This is a genomic window from Streptomyces sp. NPDC025784 (assembly GCF_055558435.1).
Window position 1 is genome coordinate 233,361 of record NZ_JBVHMN010000008.1, and the last position, 24,081, is coordinate 257,441.

The window sequence follows — 24,081 nt, forward strand, 5'->3', positions numbered from 1 at the left end:
TCCTCGGACCTCGGGACCGCGCCCGGGGCTCCGCAGGTGCGGACGGGCGCGTGGTGGTGTCCGGGCGCTTCACTCGATGCACCCGGACAGCACCGCCGATCGCCTACTTCTCAGTTACTCCCGCGGAGTCGAACGTCGCCACTTCGTGCATCGCGCGCGCCGCGCTCTGCACGACCGGCAGGGCGAGCAGGGCGCCGGTGCCCTCGCCGAGGCGCAGGTCCAGGTCGACCAGCGGGCGCAGGCCCAGCTTGTTCAGGGCGGCCACATGGCCCGGCTCGGCGCTGCGGTGACCCGCGATGCAGGCGGCGAGGACCTCGGGGGCGATGGCACGGGCCACCAGGGCGGCGGCGCCGGCGCTGACGCCGTCCAGGATGACCGGCGTACGCAGGGACGCGCCGCCGAGGAGCAGCCCGACCATCGCGGCGTGTTCGAGCCCTCCGAGGGCCGCGAGCACACCGATGGGGTCGGCCGGGTCCGGCTGGTGGAGCTCGATGGCGCGGCGCACGACCTCGGTCTTGCGGGCCAGGGTCTCGTCGTTGATGCCGGTGCCGCGGCCGGTCACCTCGGAGGGGTCGGTGTCCGTGAACACCGAGATGAGGGCGGCGGACGCGGTGGTGTTGGCGATGCCCATCTCGCCGGTGAGCAGCGCCTTGTTGCCGGCCGCCACCAGGTCGCGGGCCGTCTCGATGCCCACCTCGATGGCGGCGACAACCTCCTCGCGGGTCATCGCGGGGCCCGTCGTCATGTCGGCGGTGCCCGCGCGGACCTTGCGGGGCAGCAGGCCCGGCGTGGCCGGCAGGTCGGAGGCGACGCCCACGTCGATGACGCAGACCTCGGCACCCACCTGGTTGGCGAACGCGTTGCAGACCGCTCCGCCGCCCAGGAAGTTGGCCACCATCTGCCCCGTGACCTCCTGCGGCCAGGGGGTGACGCCCTGCGCGTGCACGCCGTGGTCGCCCGCGAAGATGGCGACGGCGGCCGGCTCCGGGATGGGCGGCGGGCACATCCGGGACAGGCCCGACAGCTGCGCGGAGATGATCTCCAGCATGCCGAGCGCGCCCGCGGGCTTGGTCATCCGCTTCTGGCGCTCCCACGCCTCGCCGAGCGCCTTGGCGTCCAGGGGGCGGATGTTGGAGACGGTCTCGGCGAGCAGGTCGTGCGGCTCCTCGCCGGGCAGCGCGCGACGGCCGTAGGTCTCCTCGTGGACGACCCAGGACAGCGGGCGGCGCTTGGACCAGCCGGCCTGCATCAGCTCGGGCTCGTCCGGGAACTCGTCGACGTAGCCGACGCACAGGTAGGCGACGACTTCGAGGTGCTCCGGCAGGCCGAGGGCGCGGACCATCTCGCGCTCGTCGAAGAAGCTGACCCAGCCGACGCCGAGGCCCTCGGCGCGGGCGGCGAGCCAGAGGTTCTCGACCGCGAGCGCGGAGGAGTACGGGGCCATCTGCGGCTGCGTGTGGCGGCCCAGGGTGTGGCGGCCGCCGCGGGTCGGGTCTGCGGTGACGACGATGTTCACCGGGGTGTCGAGGATGGCCTCGATCTTCAGTTCCTTGAACTGCTTGGCGCGCCCCTTGGGCAGCGACTTCGCGTACGCCTCGCGCTGACGGGCCGCCAGTTCGTGCATCGCGCGCCGGGTGTCGGCGGAACGGATGACGACGAAGTCCCACGGCTGGGAGTGACCGACGGAGGGTGCGGTGTGCGCGGCCTCCAGGACGCGCAGCAGCACGTCGTGCGGGATGGGGTCGTTGCGGAAGCCGTTGCGGATGTCGCGGCGTTCGCGCATCACGCGGAGCACCGCCTCGCGCTCGGCATCGTCGTAGCCGGGGGCCGCCGGACCGGTGGACTCTCGTACGTCTTCCACTGCGGCCGTGCTCTCTTCCTGGTCGGCGACCTGGGTGTCCAGGTCGTCCGCTTGCTGTGCGACTACGGGCTCCGGGTCCGCGGTGGGCGGCTCGGGTTCGGCGGTGGGTGCCTCGGCCGGAGCGTCGGCCCCGGTCCCGGGCTCGCCCTCGCGGGGCGCCGGCACGACGACCGGAGCGACCGTCTCCGGCTCGGCGGCGGGGGCCTCGGCGAGGTCCGCGGCGGCTTCCTCCACCGGCGCGGGCGCGGGTGCGACCACGATCATCTCGTCGGCCGGTTCCTCGGCCGCGGGCTGCTCCTCCTCGGGCAGCGGCGGCACGGTCATGGCGTGCGGCGGGGTCGGGGCCAGGTGCGGGGTCGTCGGCACGGTGCCCTCCACGGGCACGAACTGGCCGAGCGTGTGGTCCTCCTGGGCCTCCGGCGGGGTGGCGAGCGGGAGTCCGGCGCCACCGGTGCTCTCGCCGGAGAGGTACGGCTCCCCGTGCGGCCGGCCGGCCGACGCCCCGGGGGTCTGCCCGTGCGCGGCCACACCCACCGGAACACCATGCAGCGACTCGGCGGGCTCGCCCTGCGCGAACACGGCGGGGTCCTCGAACTGCTGGGCCGCGACGGCTTCGAGGCCGGGGACCGGCTGCCCGTGCGAGGCGTCGGCGGAGAGCGCGTGCTGCACGGCCTCGGGGGCGTGCGCGACAGCCGGCGGGAACGTCTGCGCGGCCTCGGCCTGGGCGGCGATGTCCGCGTACTGGACGGCCTGTTCCGGGTCGTGGACGGCAGGAGTCCCGAGCTGACCGGCCTGGGCCACCGGGTCGGCCACCGGCGCCTGGCCCTGCGGCGGCGCCTGATGCACCGCGTCGGCGGGCGTGAAGTCCTGGACGGGGGTGCCCTGGGCGGGCGTGAAGTGCTCGCCCTCGGACGGAAGCAGGCCGGGCACGGCGATGTGGACGCCGTCGGTGTGCCCCGTCTCCTGCGGCACCGGCGGGAGGAGCGGTGCGTCCGTGGCGGGGAAGGCCACCGGCTCGGGAGCCTGCGCGACGCGCGGGTCCTGGACGCGCGGGTCCTGCGGGGCCGAGGCGTCCTCGGCGTGGTGCGTCTGCGCGGCCGGCGGCGCCATGTGCGGCTCCTGCGGCCCGTCGGCGACGGGTGCCTGCGCGTCCGGCACGTCCTGGGCGGCCGGCGCACCGTCCACGGCCTGGACGGCGTCCGGGGCCTGGATCTGGACGGGAAGCTCGACGGCGTCCGGCACGGGGGCCTCGGCGGTCTCCGGCATCTGGCCCTGTGCCGGAACCTGGGCCTCGGGGGCCTGCTCGAACCCGGGCGCCAGGGCGCCTTCGGCGGCCTGCGGGGCCCGGGGCACCCCGGTGCCCGGCACGGCCTCCGGGACCGGCACCTGCGCCGCCTCCGGGACGACCGTTTCTGTGGCGCCCGCCTCCGGGGCCACCGGTGGAGCGCCCCACGGAACCGCGCCCTGCGGCGGGGTCTCGCCCAGTTGCGGGACGTCGAGGTACTCGGGCCCGACCGTCGGCGGACCGGCGTGCCGGACGGACGGGGCGGGAGCGGAGGGAGCCATGGGGTTCACCGGGGAACCCGCGGGCCCGCGGTCGGCCAGCGAGCGCACCGGGCTCGCGGAGACGTCAGGGGTGGGCGGTCCGAGATGCAGCGGGCGGCGCGGGGTCACCGGCTGCGGGGCGGGCCCCGGCTCCTGTGCGCGGACGGCCCCGAGGTCGACCGCGCCGCTGTCCCGGCCGGCAGCCTCGTGCGGGCCGGGTTCGTGGACGAAGGGCATGGGCGCCGGGGGCGCCACTTCGTTGCCCCACGCGCCCTGCGCTCCCGGCATCAGGAGCAGGTCGTCGTCCTCGGCGGGGGTCTCGGAGGGGTCGAGGTAGGTGTACGCGCCCGGCGCGGAGACGCCCGGCTGCTCCACCATGCCTGCGCTCTCCGGCAGCCCGTCGCCCGGGACCTGGCCGGTGTCGGTCATGCGTACCCCTCGCCCATCGGTTAGTGCTTCCAAGTCCAGCTCGCCCGGAACGGCGCACCGACCGCCCCACAGTGAAGAACGAGCGTGCGTGCCCAGCGGCACGAACGACCGGCCAACAAAGACGACAAAGCCATTAACTGGCATTGTCCCGGTCGTTCCGCCCTCGCGACAGCGTGATCCGCGAGTGCCCGCTGTGGACTGCGCCACGTTGCGCGCCCTCCGGCTCTGCCGTACCACACACGCCTCAAAACGGGCGCGTTTTCCGGACATTGACCCACGAAAGGCTGATCACCCGGGAGCGGTACAACGATCGGCCAGCCTACCGCGCGCAGTACGACAACAGGATCACGGGGCGCGATCCGGCAGACGGCCGCTGAGCAGGAACGCGACGCTCCGTTCCTTCTCCGTCCAGGCCCTCGTGTCGAGTTCGACGGACTGGATGAGCGCGCACTCGACCTCGTAACCGTGTTCGGTCAGGTCCCTGCCGACGAGTTCGGCGTCGTCACGGGTCGCGGCATGCGTCACGATGCGCTGGGGACGCCGGTCGGCGACGGCCGAGACGACCGCCGCTCCCCCGCCACCGACGCGTACTACGTCGGGTTCGGGAAGGTTCTCCAGGACGTGCGGGGCGGTCCCGTGCACGATCTGCATCTGGACGCCGAAGCGGCGGGCGGAACCCTCGGTGCGCGCGCAGGCGCCCGGACTGCGGTCGACCGCGATGACGGCGGCGCCGGTGCGCGCGGCCTCGGTGGCGAAGGCTCCGCTGCCACAACCGATGTCCCAGACGAGGTCGCCGACGCGCGGTCCCAGACGGGCGAGTTGGGCGGCACGGAGCAGATCCGTTTCGCCTTCGCCGAGCGCGCCGCCGTACGCCGCGGCGGGCAGCCCCCAGCCGCGCAGTCCCTGGGCGGGGTCGCGTCCGGCGATCCAGCCGCCGTCCTCCGCCGCGGCCACGAAGCCGCCGATGACGATGACGACGTTGGGGTCGCGCCAGGTGTGGTCGGCGGCCTTGTCCGAGGTCAGGATCGTGACCTGTTCGCGGGCCGTACCGAGTTCCTCGCAGATGACGAAGGTGCGGTGCACCCCTTCGAGGAGCAGGCCGAGTTCGGCGGGCCCGGCGCCCGGCGAGGTGAGTACGGCGACCTTGGTGTGGGCTCGACACACATTCACCGCGCGTCGCAGGGTGCGGGGGTGTGCGACGACCACCTGAGCGTCGTCCCAGGGCATGCCGGCCCGCGCGAATGCGGCGGCCACCGAGGAGACGGCGGGCACCACTTCGACCTCCAGGCCGAACTCGGGGGCCCGCAGGGTCCGTACGACGCCGAAGAAGCCCGGGTCGCCGTCGGCGAGGACCACGGCGGTGCCCCGGTGGTTCGCGATCCGGCGGGCGGCCAGGGCGACGCTGCCGAGGCGGATGCGCTCGGCGGCCCCGGGGACTTCGGGCAGCCCCAGATGGTGGGCCGCGCCGGCCACCAGCGTCGCGGCGCCGAGGGCGGAGCGCGCCGCGGCGGTCAGCGGCGAGCCGTCCCAGCCGATCACCGTGACCCGGTCGGCCATCGTCGTCAGTCTCCAGAGGGTCTTCGCAGGTAGTCGGGCAGCCCGAGAGCGGGCTCCGTGAGGGTACCTGGTGCGCCTGGGCGGGCGCCGCGAGGGTCCGGGCCGGTGTGAGCGGTCCCGGGGTCCGGGGCCTCCGTCAGTTCCAGTCGGAGAACGACGTGAACCCGCCGGCGTCGGCGAGCTGATCGACCACGCCTTCGAGGTCCTCCGGCAGCAGGCTCCACACGATGAAGTCGGTACGGACGTCGGCCCAGCCGTCGTCCGTCCGCACGTGCACTATGCAGGCGTTGCGCAGGACGCCCTCGCTGATGCAGCCGATCTTCTGGGCGACCTGCTGGGACGCGGTGTTGTCGGCCGCGGTGCGGATCTCGATGCGCTCGAACTTCTGGTCGCCGAACAGCCATTGGGCGGTGGCGAGCGCCGCCTCGGAGGCGTAGCCCTCGCCGCGGGCCCAGGGCGCGATGATGTACGACAGCTCGGTGGAGCGGATGTGCCAGTTCGTCTTGCCGAGCTGGACGATGCCGACGAGGCGCTGGGTGAGGAACTCCGTGACGGCGAGGTCGAGGCCGCGACCCGCGGCGCGTTCGGCGGGCGCGTACTCGGTGACCCAGTTGCGGGCCCCGTCCTCGCTGAAGGGCTGCGGCACATCGGTCCAGGCCGCGACCTGCTCGTCGTTCATCATCTCGGCCAGCGCGGGGACGTCGTCCTCGTCGAGGGGACGCAGCACCAACCGCTCCGTGCTGATGGAGATGTTGGGGAAGGTGCTCGTCATGCGCCGCTCCGTAACCGTCGGGAACTTCGGGCCTTCAAAACCGTCGGGCCTGCTGAACTGCCCAGCATGCAGCATGAAAGCACTGAACCGCACCACGGGGTCCACCCCGGGCAGGGAGTGGACCCCGTGCGGTGACGGAGGGGCCGGACGACGGGGGACGGCTCGGGGGCCGTCCCCCTGGCGCGGCGGCCGTGCGGGACGACTAGAACGACGGCAGGACGGAGCCGGCGTACTTGTCCTCGATGAACTTCTTGACCTCGGGCGAGGTGAGGAGCTTGGCGAGCTTCTCGACGCGCGGGTCCTTCTCGTTGCCCTGCTTCACGGCGAGAACGTTGTTGTACGCGTTGTTCTTCGTGGACTCCAGGGCGAGGGCGTCCTTGGCGGGCGAGAGACCGGCACCGATGGCGTAGTTGCCGTTGATCACCGCGGCGTCGACGTCCTTCAGGGAGCGCGGGGTCTGGGCCGCCTCGATCTCCTTGAACTGAAGGTCCTTCGGGTTCTTCGCGATGTCCTGCGGGGTCGCGGTGCCCTCCGAGCCGCTCTTGAGCGTGATGATGCCGCTGGCCGCGAGGAAGCGGAGGGCTCGCGCCTCGTTGTCGGCGTCGTTCGGGAGGGCGACGGTGCCGCCCTTCTTCAGGTCGTCGGCCTTCTCGACCTTCTCGGAGTAGAGGCCGAGGGGCTCCAGGTGGACCGTCGCGACCGAGGCGAGGTGCGTACCGTTCTTCTTGTTGAAGTCTTCCAGGTACGGCTGGGTCTGGAAGTAGTTGGCGTCCACGGACCCGTCCTCGGTCGCCGTGTTCGGCGTGACATAGTCGGTGAACTCCTTGACCTCCAGCTTGAGGCCGGCCTTCTTCGCCAGGTGGTCCTTGACGTACTCGAGGATCTCGGCGTGCGGCACGGGAGTGGCCGCGACGACGAGGGGATCGGACGCCTTGGCCTTGGTGTCGGCCTTGTCGGAGCCGCAGGCGGTCAGACCCAGGGTGAGGGCGCCGGTGGCGAGGACAGCTGCGGTGATCTTGGTGGTGTTACGCACGAAAAGTGCCTTTCTCCATGGGTGGTGCAACCCGCCGGGTGGGACGGGGAGTCGGGGTTGCGGCGGCTCCTGGCCGGCATGCGCCGGCCGGGCCGCCGGGGGGCGGGACGTCCGGTGTCAGCGGGTCTTGGTGGGCGTGGCGCCGACCGGGCCGCCGGGCAGGAACCCGGCGAGGACACGGAAGCGGAGCGGCTCGCCGCCCTTGCCCGCGCGGCGGTGCAGGACGCGGGCACCGGAGTCGCCCGCGAACTGGATGACGGCGATGGCGACGGCGAGGACGGCGACGATGAGCCACATCAGTTCGGACTCGAAGCGCTGGTAGCCGTACCGGATCGCGAGGTCGCCGAGGCCGCCCGCGCCGACGGTGCCGGCCATCGCCGAGTAGCCGATGATGGCGACGACCGTGGTCGTGGTGGCCGAGATCAGCGACGGCAGGGACTCGGGCACGAGCACCTTGCGGACGACGGTCCAGGTGTTGCCGCCCATCGACTGCACGGCTTCGACCAGACCGCCGTCGACCTCACGCACGGACGTCTCGACGAGCCGCGCGAAGAACGGGATGGCGCCTACGGCGAGCGGCACGATGGCGGCCTCGCGGCCGATGGTCGTACCGACGACCCAGCGGGTGAAGGACATCAGAGCGACCATCAGGATGATGAAGGGCATCGAGCGGACGATGTTCACGACCTGCCCGATGACCTTGTTCGCGACGGTGTTCTGCACCAGGCCGCCGCGGTCCGTGAGAACCAGCAGGACACCCAGCGGAAGGCCGGCGAGGACGGCGATCAGCGTGGACCAGCCGACCATGTAGAGCGTGTCCCAACACGCCTGGGACAGCAGCGGCTGCATCTCGGACCAGGTCACTTGGCACCTTCCTCGACCAGTACGGGCTCCTGGCCCAGGACGTCGATCTGCAGACCCTGCTCGCGGAGGAAGCCGATCGGTACGACGTTGTCCTCGTAGCGGCCGGGCAGTTCGATGCGCATACGGCCGACCTGCTTGCCGCCGACGGTGTCCATCGCGGCGCCGAGGATCGAGATGTCGATGTTGTACGTACGGGCGAGCTGCGAGACGACGGGCTGGGTGGCCGCCTCGCCGTGGAAGGTGACGTCGATGACGGTGCGGTCGTCGCCGGAGGCGTCGCCGCTGACCGGGAAGAGCGCGGAGGCGAGCTCGGAGCCGGGCGTGGCGAGCAGTTCGCTGACGGTCCCGGACTCGACGATCCTGCCCTTCTCCATGAGCGCGGCGGAGTCGCAGATGCTCTTGACGACGTCCATCTCGTGGGTGATGAGCAGGACGGTCAGGCCCAGTTGCCGGTTCAGGTCGCGCAGCAGCTGGAGGATGGAGCGGGTGGTCTCCGGGTCGAGGGCGCTGGTCGCCTCGTCGGACAGGAGCACCTTGGGGTCGCCGGCGAGGGCACGGGCGATGCCGACGCGCTGCTTCTGGCCGCCGGAGAGCTGCGCCGGGTAGGCCTTGGCCTTGTCGGAGAGGCCGACCAGGTCGAGGAGTTCGAGTGCCTTGCGGCTGCGTTCCCTGCCGGAGACGCCGAGGATCTCGAGCGGCAGCTCGATGTTGTCCTGGACGGTGCGCGAGGACAGCAGGTTGAAGTGCTGGAAGACCATGCCGATGCCGCTGCGCGCCTGGCGCAGTTCCTTGCCTGCGCGGGGGCCGCGGCCGGCGAGCGCGGTGAGGTCCTGTCCGGCGACGGTGACCGTGCCGGAGGTGGGGCGCTCCAGGAGGTTGACGCAGCGGATGAGCGAGGACTTGCCGGCGCCGGACTGGCCGATGACGCCGTACACCTCGCCTTCGCGGACGTGCAGATCGACGCCGTCGAGGGCGACGACCTCTCGGCCGCGCGAACGGTAGACCTTGGTGAGGCCCGTTGTCGTGATCACTGGGGTTTCCGTCACTGTCGAGTGCAGGGCGTGGGTGTGCGCCGGGCACGGGTGCATGCGGTGGGGAACGCGGCACGGTTCTCGCGATGGCGAAGGAACCGGAAGGAGAACGTGTGCGCGGGGCAGCCGGTGTCACGTACGCGGTACGGACACGGCGCGGCGGTCTCGCTTCGGGGCGCGAGACCAGGCGGTGGTGCGGGGGCCCTCTAGAAGGCGCACATTCGACACATACAACGAGCACCGGGCGTCATGGTCGCCTCGGTCGCAAGGATGCGGCTGCTCGTCGTGGTCATGGATGCAAGTAAAGCAGACCCACAGGCGGGGCCTGCCACCGCTGTCCGAATAGCGGACAGCGGTGGACACGTCGTTCCGTCAGGCGGAGATCTCCACGCCGTGGTCGGTGACCAGTACGGACAAGGCGGAGAGGTCCTCGACCACCAGGTCGGCGTCCAGCTCGTGGGCGCGGTGCGTTGTGGTCAATGCCACTGTCGTCATTCCGGCCGCGCGGCCGGCCTGGAGACCGGCCGGGGCGTCCTCGAAGACGACGCAGCGCGCCGGGTCGACGCCCAGCTCACGGGCCGCGAGGAGGTAGGGCTCGGGGTCGGGCTTGCCGCGGGTGATGTCGTCCGCGGCGATCATCGTCTTGGGGCGGATGCCGACCTCTTCGAGCCGGGCCTCGGCCAGCCGGCGGGTGGCCGAGGTGACCACGGCCCAGCGCTCGGCGGGCAGTGCGTCGAGCAGCGCGAGGGTTCCGGGCAGCGCCACGACCCCGCCGGGCACGTCCTCGACCTCCAGCTGTTCGATGCGCGCGAGGGCCTCGGGCACGATGCCGGCGGGCAGCAGGTCGGCGGCTATCTCGACGGCGGGGCGGCCGTGCAGCTCGATCCGGGCGAAGTCGTCAGCCGTGATGCCGTACTCCGTCGCCCATCGCGTCCAGCAGCGGTTCACCGACTCGAGGGATGAGACGAGCGTTCCGTCGTTGTCGAACAGGAGGGCATCAGCATGGATCTTCATGCCGTCGACCCTACGGGGCACCCCGGGGGCGAGCGCATCGGGCCTTTTGGCCCGTAATAGGGTCACGGCATGCTTGATGCCCTGACGGTCGCCACCGCCGTCGCCGCGCTCGCGCTCGCCGCCTGGTGCGGCTGGGCCGCCTACCGTGATCAGCCCACCAAGGACTGGCACTTCATCGGCATGGCCGTGGTGTCGCTGCTCGCCGTGGTCCAGCTGGTGATCGGCATCGTCCAGCTGGCCCGCGGCGAGAAGCCGGAGCAGGGCACGACGATCTTCGTGGCGTACCTGCTCGGCGCCTTCGCGTGCGTTCCGGCCGCGGGCTTCATGTCGCTCGCGGAGCGCACCCGCTGGGGTTCGGTCACGGTGGCGGCCGGCGGTGTGGTCCTCGCCGTCCTCGAGGTGCGGCTCTATGACATCTGGGGAGGCTGAGATGACGGCCACGGACGAGAACGGGATCGTGCCCGGCGGGACGGGCGTGCCGGACGGGACGCCGAAGAAGCGGACACGGCTCATCAGCGGCCCCGGAATGCTGCTGCTGTGGCTGTACGGCGTGATGGTCGTCGGCGCCGTCTCGCGGTCCGCCGTGCAGATCTCCACGGAGTTCGGCAAGGCACCGCTGGCCTACTCGCTGTCCGCGGTGGCGGGTGTCGTCTACGGCTTCATCACGTACTCGCTGGTGCGCGGCGGCGAGACGGCCCGCAGGGCGGCGCTGGTGTGCTGTGCCGCCGAGCTCGCGGGCGTGCTGATCGTGGGGACCTGGACGCTGGTGGAGCCCTCCGCCTTCCCCGACGCCACGGTGTGGTCGGACTACGGGATGGGCTATCTGTTCATTCCGGTGCTGCTGCCGCTGTCGGCGATGTACTGGCTGCGCAAGGCCCGCACGGCGACCCGGCCCGACGCTGAACAGGCCTGACGCTGAACCGGCCTGAGCGTGACCGCTGAACCCGGTCGGCCGCCGAGTCCGACAAGCCGCACGGCCACGGGGGGCGGGCGCACCGGAGAGCCGACCCGTTGCCCTCCCGAGTCGCGGTGACACCCGGCCGTTCGCGGGTGGGCCCGCGGTGGCCCCGGTCGGCGACCGGGGCCGGAGCCGGTCAGGCGCTGGTCGCGTACGCGCTCGCGTCGGCGCCCTTCGCCAGTGTCACCAGCGTGAGCCGCTCGTCGACGCGCTCGGTGGAGACGGGCGCGTAACCGTGCTTGCGGTACAGGCGCAGATTGCGGTCGCTGCGGTGCCCGGTGAAGAGCTGGAAGGACTTGGCCGCGCCGTCCGCGCCGAGCTGTGTCTCGATCGCGGCGAGCAGCCGTCCGCCGAGCCCGTGCCGCTGCATGCGCGGGTGGACGATGAGCTTGTTGATGCGGGCCGTGCCGTCGTCGTCCACCGCGCCGCGGACGGAGGCCACCACCTCCGCCCCGAGCCGCGCCACGAGGACGGTGCCGCCGGCGAGTTCCGCCCTGAGGGAGTCGAGCGGCTGGGTGAGCGGCTCGATTCCGTAGTCGCCGTAGAGCTCGGCCTCGCTCTGGTAGCAGAGGTACTGCAGCTTGAGGATCTGTTCGGCGTCCTCTTCGGTCGCCGCCGAGATGGTCACGCTCATGCCCATGTGTGCATGCCTCCCGCTCACCTGTTCCACCGGTAGTCCCTCACTCCTATCCCCGCCGTCAGCGAGCCGCAACCTCCACCGTCAGCAATCGCCGCAGACATCCCAGGCATCTGGAACGTTCCGGGCCCAGACTGCCCTGTGAGATACCCAACTCCCCCGCGATCTCCCGGTATGTGAGGTCTTTCGGCGAGAGCAGCGCCGCCATGAGGCTCGGGCAGCGGCCCGGCAGCCGGCGCACCGCCTCGTGCAGCGCGCGCCGTCGTTCGGACGTCATCGCCTGCTGCTCGGGCCCGGGCCCGCCGAGGTCCGCGGGCTCGGCGGAGAAGGGCTGCTCGACACGGGCCGTGCGACGGCTGCGGCGGGCCTCGGAGCGCACGGCGCGGCGCAGCCAGCCCTGCGGGTCCTCGGGCGGACCGCCCGCGTCGAGGCGCTCCAGCAGGCGGAGCCAGACGGCCTGTTCGAGGTCTCCCTGCTCGGCGCCGGAGGCGTACGCCTCGGCCGAGGCCTCGGCGGCGAGGAGCGGGCGCAGGGTGGAAACCATCTCGTGGGTCATGTGCGGCACGACGCGGCCGCCCCGGCGTCAGGTTGCCGGGGCGGCCGTCTGTCACCCCATCCAGGGTGACCGGGTCATCCGTTGACGAAGTCGGCGCGGGCCAGCAGCGCGGTGTCCGCGTTGTCGGAGAAGACGCCGTCGATGCCTGTCGCGAAGTACGTCTTGAAAGCACCGAACGCGTCGCCGTAGGCGGTCGGATCGGTGCCCTTCCGGAAGTTCGCGGGGAGGAAGGGGTTCTCGTTGCGCATGGTGTAGGGGTGCAGGATCAGGCCCGCCTGGTGCGCGTCGGCGACGAGCGTGGTCGGCGTGGTGAGGTTGCCGCTGGCGTCCTTGGGGATGACCAGGTCGAGCGTGGGGCCGATGCCCTGCGCGTACGAGGCGATCCACTTCAGCCCCTCGGGTTCGACCAGGTCGGCGACCGTGCGTGGGTCGCCCGCCTCGACGAAGTCCCAAGGGCGGCTGCTCGCGCCGGACAGCAGCACGACGAGCGGGTTGTCGACCAGCTTGTCCAGCCGCTGCATGCTGCTCGGCTCGAAGGACTGGAGGATGACCGGCGCGTTCTTCCCGTCCTTGCCGTACTTGCGCAGCAGCTTGGCGACCCGCTCCTCCAGCCCGAGACCGAGCTTGCGGAAGTAGGTGGGGTGCTTGGTCTCGGGATAGATCCAGACCTGCCTGCCGCGCTTGCGGGTCTGCTCGTCCTGCCAGCGGAGCACCTCCTCGAAGGTCGGTATCTCCCAGCGGCCGTCGTAGAGCGTGTTGTGCGGACGGTTGGCGGGGATGCGCTCGACGGCCCGCAGCGTCTTCAGCTCGGCGAGGGTGAAGTCCTCGGTGAACCAGCCGGTGGTGGCGACGCCGTCGAGCGTCTTCGTGGTCTTGCGGTCGGCGAACTCGGGATGTGCCGCGACGTCCGTCGTCCCGCCGATCTCCGGTTCGTGCCGGCACACGAGGTGGCCGTCCTTGGTGGGCACCAGGTCGCCCGCCTCGACGACGTCGGCGCCCATGTCGAGGGCCAGCTGGTACGAGCCGAAGGTGTGCTCCGGCCGGTAACCACTCGCCCCGCGATGTCCGATGACGGTCGGTTTGGGCAGGCTCCGGTAGCCGCCCGAGCCGTGCCGCCCGTCCGCTCTCGCCGTGCCCGTCGCGCCGAGGACGGCTCCGCCCGCCCCGAGCACCGCCGCACCGAGCAGCGCGCGCCGCGCCGTGCCCCGTCCCTGTCCGTCCGACTCCTGCGCCACCATGAGCGCTCCTCCCGCTGTAGGGCCCCGCCTGTCGAAAGCGGGACGATCGTAGGTGCCGCGGTGTGACCGGAGGGAGGCCTGCGGTCGAACACGTGGGTGACCCTGGATGTCGTACGGGAAGCGGAAGATGACGGTCCGTCGGCTTCGCGGCGGCAGCGGCGGGTAGGCGGGAGGGCAGTGGCGGACGACGGCCGACCGCGACACGTTCACTCGTTCGCCGCCGCGACGCGCGATGTCCGTCACATCGTGTCGACCGCGTGACAGCCGCCCGCTGAGGCGGCACCGCAGGTAAACAGGTGTCAACAGTGCGTATCCACTCGGTGAACCCGATGTGCAATCACCGGGTGGCCGCGAGTATCGTCCTCACCTGCACAGACTTCATACCGATCCCTTGACACCGGAGGGCCCGTTGTCCCGCTTCGCGCTCATCAAGGCAGTGCTCGGACCGATCATGCGCCTGATGTTCCGCCCACGGGTGGAAGGCGTGGAGAACATCCCGGGCGAGGGCCCGGTGATCCTGGCCGGCAACCACCTCACGTTCATCGACTCGATGATCATGCCGCTGTTCTGCGACCGTCAGGTCTTCTTCATCGGCAAGGACGAGTACGTCACCGGCAAGGGCATCAAGGGCAAGGTGATGGCCTGGTTCTTCACCGGCGTCGGCATGATCCCGGTCGACCGCGACGGCGGCCGCGGCGGTGTCGCGGCGCTGATGACCGGCCGCCGGGTGCTGGAGGAGGGCAAGGTCTTCAGCATCTACCCGGAGGGCACCCGCTCCCCCGACGGCCGGCTCTACCGGGGACGCACGGGCATCGCCCGTCTGACCCTGATGACCGGCGCTCCCGTCGTCCCCTTCGCCATCATCGGCACCGACAAGATCCAGCCGGGCGGCGCCGGCATCCCGCGCCCGGGACGCGTCACGGTCCGCTTCGGCGAAGCCATGGAGTTCTCTCGGTACGACGGTATGGACCGTGACCGCTACGTCCTGCGGGCGGTGACCGACTCCGTGATGGCCGAGGTCATGCGGCTGTCCGGCCAGGAGTACGTGGACATGTACGCCACGAAGGCGAAGGCCGCCTGACGCCTCGCACGAGGCACCGCGAATCTCACGGGTGAGCCCCGGCCGGCGACTGCCGGCCGGGGCTCACCCGTTTCGTACGGTCATGCCTCCAGCTTCTGCCCGCGCAGCAGGAACCACGCGGCCACCGCCGTGGCGAGCAGCACCAGCGCTCCGGCGCCCGCCGCGATCGCGAGGCCGTCGACGAACGCGGTACGGGCCGAGTCCATCAGGGCCGCCGCGGTGTCCGCGGGCAGCTCCGCGGCCGACTCGACGGCGCCGCCGAGCGATTCGTGAGCCGCGGCCGGTGTGCCCGCGGGGCCCGCGAAGCCGGCGTAGACGCTCGTCACGATGGAGCCGAGCAGGGCGATGCCCAGTGCGGCGCCGAGTTCGTACGCCGTCTCGGAGACCGCGGAGGCGGCACCCGCCTCCTCCTTCGGGACGCTGGAGAGGATGACGTCGGCGGTGACGGTGAAGGAGAAGCCCGCACCGACGCCGACCACCAGCAGGGCGGTACCCAGCAGTGGATAGCCGGTCGACTGGCTCAGCAGGGTCAGCGAGCCCAGCGCCAGACCCACCGCGGCGAGACCACCGGAGACCACGGCGCGCACCGAGAAACGCCGGGCGACGCTGCCCGCGACCAGACCGGCCGCGACCGCGCCCACAGCGGCCGGGATCTCGGCGAGCCCGGCCTCGAACGGCCCCCTGCCCTGCACGAGTTGCAGGTACTGGGAGAGGAAGAAGACGAGCCCGGACATCCCGAGGACGGTCAGCAGGTCGGCGAGCACGGCTCCCGAGAAGCCGCGGTTGCGGAACAGCCTGACGTCCAGCAGCGGTGCGGGCAGGGTGAGCTGGCGGCGCACGAACCAGTAGAGGGCGGCGGCCCCCAGCAGGCCCGCGCCGGCCGGCTCCGGGGAGAGCCCGTGCGCGGCGGCCTCCTTGACGGCGTAGACGACGCCGATCACACCGACGAGCGAGAGGACGACGCTGGACAGGTCCCAGGGCCCGTGGTCCGGGTTCCTCGACTCGGGCAGCAGCTTGATGCCGACGAGGACGAGGACGACCATCACCGGCAGGTTGATGAGGAAGACGGAGCCCCACCAGAAGTGTTCGAGCAGGAACCCGCCGACGACGGGGCCGACCGCCGTACCGGCGGAGGCCGTCGCACCCCAGATGCCGACGGCGAGGCTGCGCTCGCGCGGGTCGTGGAAGAGGTTGCGGATCAGGGCCAGCGTGGCGGGCATCAGGGTCGCGCCCGCGACACCGAGGAGGGCCCGCGCCAGGATCATCATCTCCGGCGTCGTGGCGTAGGCGTTGAGCACCGATATCAGGCCGAACACCGTGGCACCGACGAGCAGCAGCCTCTTGCGGCCGATGCGGTCGCCGAGGCTGCCCATGGAGACGAGCAGTCCGGCGATGACGAAGGAGTAGACGTCGCCGATCCACAGGAGCTGGGTGCCCGAGGGCCTCAGGTCCTCGCTGATGTACGGGGTGGCCAGGCCGAGGACGGTCGCGTCGACGGCCACCAGCAGCACGGCCAGGACGAGGACGCAGAGCGCGAGCCAGCGGCCCGGACGCTTCTCCGCCTCCGCCGTGAACGCCGGCTGCAGGGTGCTGGTCATGGTTCCTCTCTCCGTAGTGCGCCGCCGAGCAGCAGCTCGGCGATCATGTGGTGGAAGTCCTTGGCGGCGACCCGGCCCTCGGCCACGGCCCAGGCCGCCGAGGCCATGAGTCCGTAGAGCGCTTCGGTGAGCCAGGCCGGGGTGAGGTCGATGCGGAACTCGCCGCTGTCCTGGCCGCGCCGGAACAGCGCGGCGATACGGGCGTCGAGCCGGGCCCAGCCCTCGTTCTGTCCGTCGCCCTCGAAGAGCTGGTTCTCGGTGTAGAGGAAGGCGAGCAGGCCTGCCGCCGTCTCGAGCTCCTTCACCAGGCGGCTCACGGCCTCCCGAGCGGTGCCCTCGCCGAGGCGTGCGGCGTCCAGGGCTGCCTCGCACTCGGCGATGCCGAGCGACTCCAGCGCGCGCACGAGCGCGTCCCGGCCCGCGAATTGGCGGTGCAGGGTGGCCCGGCTGATCCCGGCCGCCTTGGCGACCTCGTCCATGGTGGCGGTGGATTTGCGGGTGAGCAGGGCGGCTGCACTGCGCAGCACGTGTTCACGGTCGACGGCCATGAGACAAGGATAGCGCATATGAGACACGAGCGTCTCATTAAGTATGTGAGCGTCTCACCGATGTGTGCGGGTGGGACGCCTGCCGCTCAGTGCCAGGGCAGCCGGCCGCGCCGCTCCCAGTACGCCTGCGGGCCCTCGACGAGTTCGTCGAGGCGGGCGAGCTGGTCGTCGTCGAGGTCGACGACCGCGGCGTGCAGGTTCGACGCGAGCTGGTTCGCGGTGACCGCGCCGGAGAGGACGACCCCGGCCCAGGGCTGCCGCAGGACCCAGGCGAGGGCGACGGCGTCCGTGCCCAGGGAGGCCTCGGCCGCGACGGCCTTCAGCTCCTCCGGCGCGTTCGGGTCGGCCAGCCGGCCGTTCCCCAGGCCCTCCTTGACGATCACCGTCAGCCCCGCGTCGTGGGCCTCGGCGAGCGCGGGGGCGGCGGAGGTCTCCAGCATGTTGTACGTCGACTGGACGGTACGGAAGAGGGGCTCGCCGTCGACCGTCACGGCGAGCGCGGCGCGGATGGCGTCCGCCTGGGCCGGCCCGCTGGTGGAGAAGCCGACGGTGATGCCCGCCGCGGCGGCCTCGGCCAGCCCGGCGTGCAGCTCTTTGTCGGTGAGGGCCGGACTGTCCGGGGTCACCGAGTGGATCTGGTAGAGGTCGAGCCGGTCACCGAGCAGCTCGGCGGTCTCCGCGCGCTGACGCTCGTACGTCGCCGCGCTGTGGTCCTTCACCTCGTGGCTCTCGGCCTCGATGGTCCAGCCCGCCGTGTAGGTGTAGCCCCATTTGCTGCCGACCACGACGTCGTCGGCGTTCGGCCGCTCGTTCAGCCACTCGGCGAGGAACTCCTCCGAACGGCCGTAGGAGCGGGCGACGTCGAAATAGCGCACGCCCTGCGCGTAGGCGGCGTCGAGGAGCTCGTGGGTGCGGGCGCGCAGCACGTCGACGCTGCGCACGGAGGGCAGGTCGGCCTCACGGCCGAGGTTGATGTAGCCGGGGCGGCCCACGGCGGCGAGCCCCAGACCGATGTGGCAGGTGGGAGTCGTCGCAGTGGCGAGACGGGCGAAGGACATCGCTGGCTCCGTTTCGGTCGGCTCCGGTACGGCTCATGACCAACGTAACCGCGATGACGGTGCTTCACGCGTGGGTCGGGCCGCGAATGCCGTGCGGCGGCCCCGCGAGGGCGCGCCCTGGGCGCCGCCTCCGCGGGATACGCGCGCGGCCCGCGACCGGCGCACGCGCACGGGGTCACCGAAGAGGGGTCACCGAAGGGCCTATCTCGCGCGGCCCGCTGACACCCGTACGGGTTCCGGCGAACGGCACGCGCCGCGGTGTCCGCGAACCCCCGTACGAGGCAAGGTGAACGGCACGCGCGCGTGGGGCTCCGTGAACCCCACGCGCGCGTGCCGACCGTCTCAGTCCTGCTTCGCGTCCTTCGCCGTCGCCCACGCGTGCTGGGCCGCCACGTCCGCCTTGACCTCGGCGAGCTGGACGGCGACCGCCTCGGGTGCCGTACCGCCGCGGCCGTTGCGGGAGGCGAGGGCGCCCGGGACGTTCAGGACGGAGCGCACCTCGGGAGTGAGGTGGGCGGAGATCTTCGCGAACTGCTCGTCGGTCAGGCCGTCCAGCTCCTTACCCTCGGCCTCGGCGACCTTCACGCACTCGCCGGCGACCTCGTGCGCGACCCGGAAGGGGACGCCCTGCTTGACCAGCCACTCGGCGATGTCGGTGGCGAGCGAGAAGCCGGCCGGGGCCAGCTCCTCCATGCGCTCGCGGTGGACGGTGAGCGTGGCCATCATGCCGGTGAAGGCGGGGAGCAGGACCTCCAGCTGGTCGCAGGAGTCGAACACCGGCTCCTTGTCCTCCTGGAGGTCGCGGTTGTACGCGAGCGGGAGGGCCTTGAGGGTCGCCATCAGGCCGGTCAGGTTGCCGATCAGACGGCCCGACTTGCCGCGCGCCAGCTCGGCGATGTCCGGGTTCTTCTTCTGCGGCATGATCGACGAGCCGGTCGAGAACGCGTCGTGGAGGGTGACGAAGGAGAACTCCTTCGTGTTCCAGATGATGACCTCCTCGGCGATCCGGGAGAGGTTCACGCCGATCATCGCGGTGATGAACGCGAACTCCGCCACGAAGTCGCGGGAGGCCGTGCCGTCGATGGAGTTGGCGGCGCTGCCGTGCTCGAAGCCGAGGTCCTTCGCCACCGCCTCCGGGTCCAGGCCGAGGGAGGAGCCGGCCAGGGCGCCGGAGCCGTAGGGCGACACGGCCGTCCGCTCGTCCCACTGGCGCAGCCGCTCCGCGTCCCGGGAGAGGGACTGGACGTGGGCGAGGACGTGGTGCGCGAAGAGGACCGGCTGGGCGTGCTGGAGGTGGGTGCGGCCGGGCATGGCCACGTCCGGGTGGGCCTCCGCCAGGCCGACCAGCGCGTCCTGGAGCTCGGCGACGAGTCCGCCGATGATCCGGGCGTGGTCGCGCAGGTACATGCGGAAGAGGGTCGCGACCTGGTCGTTGCGGGAGCGGCCGGCGCGCAGCTTGCCGCCGAGATCGGGGCCGAGGCGCTCCAGCAGGCCGCGCTCCAGGGCGGTGTGCACGTCCTCGTCGGCGATGGTGCCGACGAACGAGCCGTCGGCGACGTCGGCCTCCAGCCGGTCGAGCCCCGCGATCATGCGCGTGAGCTCGTCCTCGGTGAGCAGGCCCGCCTGGTTCAGCACGCGCGCGTGGGCACGCGAACCGGCGATGTCGTACGGCGCGAGACGCCAGTCGAAGTGGACCGACGCGGACAGCTTGGCCAGGGCCTCGGCGGGACCGTCGGCGAAACGGCCGCCCCAGAGCCGAACGTCACCGCTGTTGCTGCTCACTTGCGTTGCTCCTCGGAAGGTCTGGATGTGCCGCCGCCTCCCCACCCAGGAGTGAGGAGGCGGTTGTCAGGCTAGTGCGTGTGAGGTGTCTCGCAGGCCGTGCCGGGCCCTAACCGAGGTCCCGCTTCGCGGCGATCTTCGACGACAGGCTGTAGATGTCGATGAAGCCCTTGGCCGCGGCCTGGTCGAAGGTGTCGCCCGTGTCGTACGTCGCGAGGTTGAAGTCGTAGAGCGACGACTCGGAACGCCGGCCGGTGACGACGGCGCGACCGCCGTGCAGGGTCATCCGGACGTCGCCGTTGACGTGCTGGTTGGCCTCGTCGATGAAGCCGTCCAGGGCGCGCTTGAGCGGGGAGAACCACTGGCCGTCATAGACCAGTTCGCCCCAGCGCTGCTCGACCTGCCGCTTGTAGCGGGCCAGTTCACGCTCGACGGTGACGTTCTCCAGCTCCTGGTGGGCGGTGATCAGGGCGATCGCGCCCGGGGCCTCGTACACCTCGCGGGACTTGATGCCCACGAGCCGGTCCTCGACCATGTCGATCCGGCCGATGCCCTGGGCGCCGGCGCGCTCGTTGAGCTGCTGGATGGCCTGCAGGACGCTGACGGCCTTGCCGTCGATGGCGACCGGGACGCCGTGCTTGAAGGTGATGATCACCTCGTCGGCCTCGCGGACCTCGGCCGGGTTCGAGGTGTACTCGTAGATGTCCTCGATCGGCGCGTTCCAGATGTCCTCCAGGAAGCCCGTCTCCACGGCACGCCCGAAGACGTTCTGGTCGATGGAGTACGGGGACTTCTTGGTGGTGGCGATCGGGAGCTGCTTCTCCTCGCAGAAGGCGATCGCCTTGTCCCGGGTCATCGCGTAGTCACGGACCGGGGCGATGCACTTGAGGTCGGGGGCGAGGGCGACGATGCCGGCCTCGAAGCGGACCTGGTCGTTGCCCTTGCCGGTGCAGCCGTGGGCGACCGTGCTGGCGCCGTGCTTCTGGGCGGCGGCGACCAGGTGCTTGACGATGGTCGGCCGCGAGAGGGCGGAGACCAGCGGGTAGCGGTCCATGTAGAGAGCGTTGGCCTTGATCGCCGGGAGGCAGTACTCGTCGGCGAACTCGTCCTTGGCGTCGGCGACCTCGGCCTCGACGGCACCGCAGGCGAGCGCGCGCTTGCGGATGACGTCCAGGTCCTCGCCGCCCTGGCCGACGTCCACGGCAACGGCGATGACCTCGGCGCCCGTCTCCTCGGCGATCCAGCCGATGGCGACGGAGGTGTCCAGGCCGCCCGAGTAGGCGAGTACGACGCGCTCGGTCACGGGTTTCTCCTCACAGTGCATTCGCTGACATGCATGAGTATGCAGGACTCTGCATGGTTCGTCAATCCGAGTGGGCCGGGCATGCCGGGCCGGACGGCAGGGGCAACCCGCCGGGGATGCCGGAAGGCCAGGTCAGCCGGGCATGCGCGGGGTGACGACCCCACAGTGGGGACGTGACGGGATGCGCCGCACGGGTGATGACCCGGACCCGTCGGACCCGGCGCCCCGGCGCCGGCCACAGGCGCCACGTGGCGATGACCGGCGGCGCGTCCGCCGTGGCGTTGTCCGGAGCGGTGATCGCCGGCTCCACGCTCGCGGGGGAGGCGCCCGGTCGCGGGCCATCGGAACGCGCAATTCCCTTAGACAGACGAAAGACTTTCCCCGATAATCGTTAGACATGGGAAAGACCTATGAGCGCATCGACGGCCGCCTGCGCACCTTCATCGAGGCGCAGCCCCTCTTCTTCACCGCGACCGCGCCCCTGTCCGGGGACGGCACGATCAATCTCTCCCCCAAGGGCCTCAGCGGATCGTTCGCCGTCCTCGACGAGCTGACCGTGGCCTATCTGGACTTCGCGGGCAGCAACGCCGAGACCATCGCGCACCTGCGCGAGAACGGCCGTATCACCCTCATGTGGTGCGCCTTCCAGGGGCCGCCGAACATCGTCCGGGTGCACGGCCACGGCGAACCGGTCTTCCGCGACGACCCGCGCTTCGGCGAACTGCTCGGGCACTTCCCGGACATCGACCCGGCCTCGCACGGCCTGCGCGCGATCATCGTGGTGAGCGCCGAGCTCGTCCGGGACACCTGCGGCTACGCGGTGCCCTTCATGGAGTACGAGTCGGACCGCGATCTGCACGGGAAGCGCTTCGCCCGCGAGGACGACGCCTCGCTGAGCGCGTACTTCACCAAGAAGGAGCACATCGCGAGCAGCCTCGACGGCCTTCCCGGACTGCCGTTGCCGCTGCCGCCCAGTACGTTCTGAATCATGCGCCTCGGAGCCGTCGCCCTCGCGTCCGTGTCCCTTCTCGCCATGGCTCCGGGCGGTCCGCCGCCCCTGCCCGACCGGATGACGGACACGGGCGGCGGCACCCAGCTGATCACCGCCGAGGCGTCCCGCGCCGACGCCACGTCGGGCACGCTCACCTGGTGGGACCTGCGCGACGGGCACTGGGTGAAGTCCGGTTCGGCGGCGGCCCGCTTCGGCGCGAAGGGGCTGACCGAGGGCGCATCACGCCGCCAGGGCACGAACACCACCCCCACGGGGCTGTACGACCTCCCCTACGCCTTCGGCATCGGGCCCGCGCCCGGCGGGACACGGGCCCCTTACCGCCGGGTGCACCAGGGCTCCTGGTGGTGCCAGGACAACGACTCCCGCTCGTACAACCGCTGGACCGAGCCGCGCCCCGCCGACTGCCGCGCCGCCGAGTCCGAGCACCTGATCGCGTACACGACGCAGTACGAGCACGCCTTCGTGATCGGCTTCAACTACGCGCGGCCCGTGCGCGGGCGCGGCGCCGGAATCTTCCTGCACGTCAATGGGCGCGGCGCGACCGCCGGTTGTGTGTCCGTGTCCCGGGAGGCGATGCGGCACGTGCTCGCGTGGGCCGATCCGGCGCGACACCCGCACATCGCGATCGGAACGGCGGACGGCCCCACGGCGATCACCAAGTACTAGTGCCGCGGCACGGGCACCGGCGGCACGGGGCTCCGGGCTGTGGTCGGCACGTCCTCGGCGGTCCGCTGAACACACAGCGGCCGTGGGCCGTATCTCTGGGCCAGGGAGCCACTCCCCTCGCCCCGTCCCCACGGACGCACACGGAGGAACCGTGTCCACGATCGCCGGTGGTCGCGCCGCGCGGCGCCAGACCATGCGCCGAATCCGCCCACGCCGCTCGCCCGCCGTCCCCTTGCTCGTCGCCGTCTGGGCGGGTGCGGCAGGTGTCGTCTGGCTGTGGTGGAACAACACCCCGTCCATCGCGGACGACAACAGCAGGATCCTGAACGCGGGCCGGATCACCGGGCTGCTCGCCGGCTATCTGATGGCACTGGTGGTGCTCCAGATGGCCCGAGTGCCCGCCCTGGAGCGGCGGGTGGGCTCGGACCGGGTCGCCCGCTGGCACGCCATGAGCGGCCGCTACACGATCTGCCTGGTCCTCGCCCACCTCTTCCTCACGATGTGGGGCTACGCCCTGCAGTCGGGCAAGGGGCTCGGCGGGATCGTGCAGCAGACGGTCGACTCCGTCAACCAGCTGCCCGACATGGGCAAGGCGGCCATCGGCACGGGCCTGCTGGTGCTCATCGCGTTCATCTCGATCGGCGGTGTCCGCCGCCTGATCCCGTACGACACCTGGTACCACGTCCACCTGCTGACGTACGCGGCCGTGTTCCTGACGTTCTGGCACCAGCTCTCCACCGGCAACGACTTCGCCGTCGAGCCGACCGCGAAGACCGTCTGGTACGGGCTGTACGGGTCGGTGACCGCGCTCGTGCTCTGGTACCGGATCCTGGCGCCGATCCGCCTCAACCTGAAGCACCGGCTGCGGGTCGAGGCGGTGATCGAGGAGACGCCCGGGATCGTGTCGGTGCTGATCAGCGGGCGCAAGCTGCACCGGATGGGTGCGGAGGCGGGACAGTTCTTCCGCTGGCGCTTCCTGGCGCCCGGGATGCGGCTGAGCTCCCACCCGTACTCGCTGTCCGCGGCGCCCCGGCCCACCATGCTGCGCATCACCGTGAAGGCGATCGGCGACCACAGCGAGGCGCTGCGCGACCTGGAGCCCGGCACCCGGGTGTGGGCCGAGGGCCCGTACGGGGCGCTGACGGCGTCCAGGCGCAGCCGCGGCAAGGTGCTCCTGGTGGCGGGCGGTGTCGGCATCACGCCGATGCGGGCGCTGTTCGAGACGCTGCCCGGCGCGTCCGGCGACCTGACGCTCCTGTACCGGGCCAACAGCACGCAGGACCTGGCCCTGTGGGACGAGCTCGCCGCCATCGCCAAGGAGCGCGGAGCCCGCCTGATGTACGCGGTGAACAGTCCCGAGGGTGAGCGTCCGGACATCTCGCCGGACAGCCTGCGCCGGAAACTGCCGGACATCGAGCGCCACGACGTGTTCCTGTGCGGGCCGCCCGGCTTCGCACAGCAGGTCTACGAAGCACTGCGCGGGGCGGGCGTTCCCGCCCGCCGCATCCATCACGAGTCGTTCGAGATGTGAGCGACGG

General features: G+C 71.6%; 21 protein-coding genes. 6 read left to right on the top strand and 15 right to left on the bottom strand.

Annotated elements, in window-relative coordinates; translation table 11 throughout:
* Positions 1-103: 103 nt before the first annotated feature.
* From cobT to ACZ4IF_RS20190, 7 genes are all read right to left on the bottom strand, one after another.
* A complete protein-coding gene (gene cobT, locus ACZ4IF_RS20160) occupies positions 104-3,835 on the bottom strand; it encodes a nicotinate-nucleotide--dimethylbenzimidazole phosphoribosyltransferase (RefSeq protein ID WP_467564597.1) in 3,732 nt (1,243 codons plus the stop codon).
* 345 nt (positions 3,836-4,180) lie between these two features.
* Positions 4,181-5,392 (bottom strand): precorrin-6y C5,15-methyltransferase (decarboxylating) subunit CbiE, encoded by a 1,212-nt coding sequence (gene cbiE / locus ACZ4IF_RS20165; RefSeq protein WP_467564599.1) that lies wholly within the window; start codon positions 5,390-5,392, stop codon positions 4,181-4,183.
* A 136-nt stretch (positions 5,393-5,528) separates the two neighbouring features.
* Positions 5,529-6,164, bottom strand: a complete 636-nt coding sequence (locus ACZ4IF_RS20170; RefSeq protein WP_467564601.1) for a GNAT family N-acetyltransferase — start codon at positions 6,162-6,164, stop codon at positions 5,529-5,531.
* Positions 6,165-6,366: 202 nt separating this feature from the next.
* Complete coding sequence (locus tag ACZ4IF_RS20175) at positions 6,367-7,197, bottom strand: MetQ/NlpA family ABC transporter substrate-binding protein (RefSeq protein ID WP_467564603.1); 831 nt, start codon at positions 7,195-7,197, stop codon at positions 6,367-6,369.
* Between the two features lie 117 nt (positions 7,198-7,314).
* A complete protein-coding gene (locus ACZ4IF_RS20180; protein WP_467564605.1) occupies positions 7,315-8,061 on the bottom strand; it encodes a methionine ABC transporter permease in 747 nt (248 codons plus the stop codon).
* Positions 8,058-9,149, bottom strand: coding sequence for a methionine ABC transporter ATP-binding protein (locus ACZ4IF_RS20185; protein ID WP_345647519.1), 1,092 nt, complete (start codon positions 9,147-9,149; stop codon positions 8,058-8,060). The genes ACZ4IF_RS20180 and ACZ4IF_RS20185 overlap by 4 nt, the downstream gene beginning before the upstream one ends.
* Before the next feature lie 315 nt (positions 9,150-9,464).
* Positions 9,465-10,106, bottom strand: coding sequence for an HAD family hydrolase (locus ACZ4IF_RS20190; protein WP_467564607.1), 642 nt, complete (start codon positions 10,104-10,106; stop codon positions 9,465-9,467).
* A gap of 69 nt (positions 10,107-10,175) precedes the next feature.
* Here ACZ4IF_RS20190 and ACZ4IF_RS20195 point away from each other — a divergent pair, with 69 nt between their 5' ends.
* On the top strand, positions 10,176-10,535 hold the full coding sequence (locus ACZ4IF_RS20195; RefSeq protein WP_467564609.1) for a hypothetical protein: 360 nt from the start codon (positions 10,176-10,178) through the stop codon (positions 10,533-10,535).
* A 1-nt stretch (position 10,536) separates the two neighbouring features.
* On the top strand, positions 10,537-11,019 hold the full coding sequence (locus ACZ4IF_RS20200; RefSeq protein WP_467564611.1) for a hypothetical protein: 483 nt from the start codon (positions 10,537-10,539) through the stop codon (positions 11,017-11,019).
* A 181-nt stretch (positions 11,020-11,200) separates the two neighbouring features.
* Here the strand turns inward: ACZ4IF_RS20200 and ACZ4IF_RS20205 are convergent, their stop codons facing one another.
* The 3 genes from ACZ4IF_RS20205 to ACZ4IF_RS20215 form a co-directional block, all read right to left on the bottom strand.
* Entirely contained in the window at positions 11,201-11,704 is a 504-nt protein-coding gene (locus tag ACZ4IF_RS20205) for a GNAT family N-acetyltransferase (RefSeq protein WP_467564613.1), read from the bottom strand.
* Between the two features lie 58 nt (positions 11,705-11,762).
* Complete coding sequence (locus tag ACZ4IF_RS20210) at positions 11,763-12,257, bottom strand: RNA polymerase sigma factor (protein WP_467564615.1); 495 nt, start codon at positions 12,255-12,257, stop codon at positions 11,763-11,765.
* A gap of 74 nt (positions 12,258-12,331) precedes the next feature.
* Positions 12,332-13,495 (bottom strand): glycerophosphodiester phosphodiesterase, encoded by a 1,164-nt coding sequence (locus tag ACZ4IF_RS20215; protein ID WP_467564617.1) that lies wholly within the window; start codon positions 13,493-13,495, stop codon positions 12,332-12,334.
* 409 nt (positions 13,496-13,904) lie between these two features.
* Here ACZ4IF_RS20215 and ACZ4IF_RS20220 point away from each other — a divergent pair, with 409 nt between their 5' ends.
* Positions 13,905-14,576, top strand: coding sequence for a lysophospholipid acyltransferase family protein (locus ACZ4IF_RS20220; RefSeq protein WP_467564619.1), 672 nt, complete (start codon positions 13,905-13,907; stop codon positions 14,574-14,576).
* Between the two features lie 80 nt (positions 14,577-14,656).
* Here ACZ4IF_RS20220 and ACZ4IF_RS20225 read toward each other — a convergent pair whose 3' ends face one another.
* The 5 genes from ACZ4IF_RS20225 to ACZ4IF_RS20245 all read right to left on the bottom strand — a co-directional run bounded on the left by ACZ4IF_RS20225 (position 14,657) and on the right by ACZ4IF_RS20245 (position 20,865).
* Positions 14,657-16,174 carry an MFS transporter gene (locus ACZ4IF_RS20225; RefSeq protein ID WP_467564621.1) on the bottom strand — a complete coding sequence of 506 codons (1,518 nt, stop codon included), beginning with the start codon at positions 16,172-16,174 and terminating at the stop codon, positions 14,657-14,659.
* On the bottom strand, positions 16,171-16,722 hold the full coding sequence (locus tag ACZ4IF_RS20230; RefSeq protein ID WP_467564623.1) for a TetR/AcrR family transcriptional regulator: 552 nt from the start codon (positions 16,720-16,722) through the stop codon (positions 16,171-16,173). Before ACZ4IF_RS20230 ends, ACZ4IF_RS20225 begins: the two co-directional genes overlap by 4 nt.
* A gap of 86 nt (positions 16,723-16,808) precedes the next feature.
* A complete protein-coding gene (locus ACZ4IF_RS20235; RefSeq protein ID WP_467564625.1) occupies positions 16,809-17,780 on the bottom strand; it encodes an aldo/keto reductase in 972 nt (323 codons plus the stop codon).
* 342 nt (positions 17,781-18,122) lie between these two features.
* A complete protein-coding gene (gene argH / locus ACZ4IF_RS20240) occupies positions 18,123-19,562 on the bottom strand; it encodes an argininosuccinate lyase (RefSeq protein WP_467564627.1) in 1,440 nt (479 codons plus the stop codon).
* Between the two features lie 109 nt (positions 19,563-19,671).
* Positions 19,672-20,865: an argininosuccinate synthase gene (locus ACZ4IF_RS20245; protein ID WP_095933104.1), complete on the bottom strand. Its 1,194-nt coding sequence runs from the start codon at positions 20,863-20,865 to the stop codon at positions 19,672-19,674.
* 397 nt (positions 20,866-21,262) lie between these two features.
* Here ACZ4IF_RS20245 and ACZ4IF_RS20250 point away from each other — a divergent pair, with 397 nt between their 5' ends.
* The 3 genes from ACZ4IF_RS20250 to ACZ4IF_RS20260 all read left to right on the top strand — a co-directional run bounded on the left by ACZ4IF_RS20250 (position 21,263) and on the right by ACZ4IF_RS20260 (position 24,074).
* The gene (locus tag ACZ4IF_RS20250) at positions 21,263-21,850 is read left to right on the top strand and encodes a pyridoxamine 5'-phosphate oxidase family protein (protein WP_359503707.1); all 588 of its coding nucleotides are present in this window, start codon (positions 21,263-21,265) and stop codon (positions 21,848-21,850) included.
* Between the two features lie 3 nt (positions 21,851-21,853).
* Positions 21,854-22,543 (top strand): L,D-transpeptidase family protein, encoded by a 690-nt coding sequence (locus tag ACZ4IF_RS20255; RefSeq protein ID WP_467564630.1) that lies wholly within the window; start codon positions 21,854-21,856, stop codon positions 22,541-22,543.
* Between the two features lie 193 nt (positions 22,544-22,736).
* Positions 22,737-24,074, top strand: coding sequence for a ferredoxin reductase family protein (locus tag ACZ4IF_RS20260; protein WP_095933154.1), 1,338 nt, complete (start codon positions 22,737-22,739; stop codon positions 24,072-24,074).
* Positions 24,075-24,081: the final 7 nt, after the last annotated feature.

Coding starts and splice junctions, on each gene's coding strand:
- ACZ4IF_RS20200 (WP_467564611.1), top strand. CDS start 10,537: ATGACGGCCACGGACGAGAACGGGATCGTGCCCGGCGGGACGGGCGTG.
- ACZ4IF_RS20260 (WP_095933154.1), top strand. CDS start 22,737: ATGCGCCGAATCCGCCCACGCCGCTCGCCCGCCGTCCCCTTGCTCGTC.
- ACZ4IF_RS20235 (WP_467564625.1), bottom strand. CDS start 17,780: ATGTCCTTCGCCCGTCTCGCCACTGCGACGACTCCCACCTGCCACATC.
- ACZ4IF_RS20230 (WP_467564623.1), bottom strand. CDS start 16,722: ATGGCCGTCGACCGTGAACACGTGCTGCGCAGTGCAGCCGCCCTGCTC.
- ACZ4IF_RS20170 (WP_467564601.1), bottom strand. CDS start 6,164: ATGACGAGCACCTTCCCCAACATCTCCATCAGCACGGAGCGGTTGGTG.
- ACZ4IF_RS20195 (WP_467564609.1), top strand. CDS start 10,176: ATGCTTGATGCCCTGACGGTCGCCACCGCCGTCGCCGCGCTCGCGCTC.
- ACZ4IF_RS20185 (WP_345647519.1), bottom strand. CDS start 9,149: ATGCACCCGTGCCCGGCGCACACCCACGCCCTGCACTCGACAGTGACG.
- ACZ4IF_RS20190 (WP_467564607.1), bottom strand. CDS start 10,106: ATGAAGATCCATGCTGATGCCCTCCTGTTCGACAACGACGGAACGCTC.
- ACZ4IF_RS20205 (WP_467564613.1), bottom strand. CDS start 11,704: ATGGGCATGAGCGTGACCATCTCGGCGGCGACCGAAGAGGACGCCGAA.
- ACZ4IF_RS20255 (WP_467564630.1), top strand. CDS start 21,854: ATGCGCCTCGGAGCCGTCGCCCTCGCGTCCGTGTCCCTTCTCGCCATG.
- ACZ4IF_RS20250 (WP_359503707.1), top strand. CDS start 21,263: ATGGGAAAGACCTATGAGCGCATCGACGGCCGCCTGCGCACCTTCATC.
- ACZ4IF_RS20225 (WP_467564621.1), bottom strand. CDS start 16,174: ATGACCAGCACCCTGCAGCCGGCGTTCACGGCGGAGGCGGAGAAGCGT.
- ACZ4IF_RS20215 (WP_467564617.1), bottom strand. CDS start 13,495: ATGGTGGCGCAGGAGTCGGACGGACAGGGACGGGGCACGGCGCGGCGC.
- ACZ4IF_RS20210 (WP_467564615.1), bottom strand. CDS start 12,257: ATGACCCACGAGATGGTTTCCACCCTGCGCCCGCTCCTCGCCGCCGAG.
- cbiE (WP_467564599.1), bottom strand. CDS start 5,392: ATGGCCGACCGGGTCACGGTGATCGGCTGGGACGGCTCGCCGCTGACC.
- cobT (WP_467564597.1), bottom strand. CDS start 3,835: ATGACCGACACCGGCCAGGTCCCGGGCGACGGGCTGCCGGAGAGCGCA.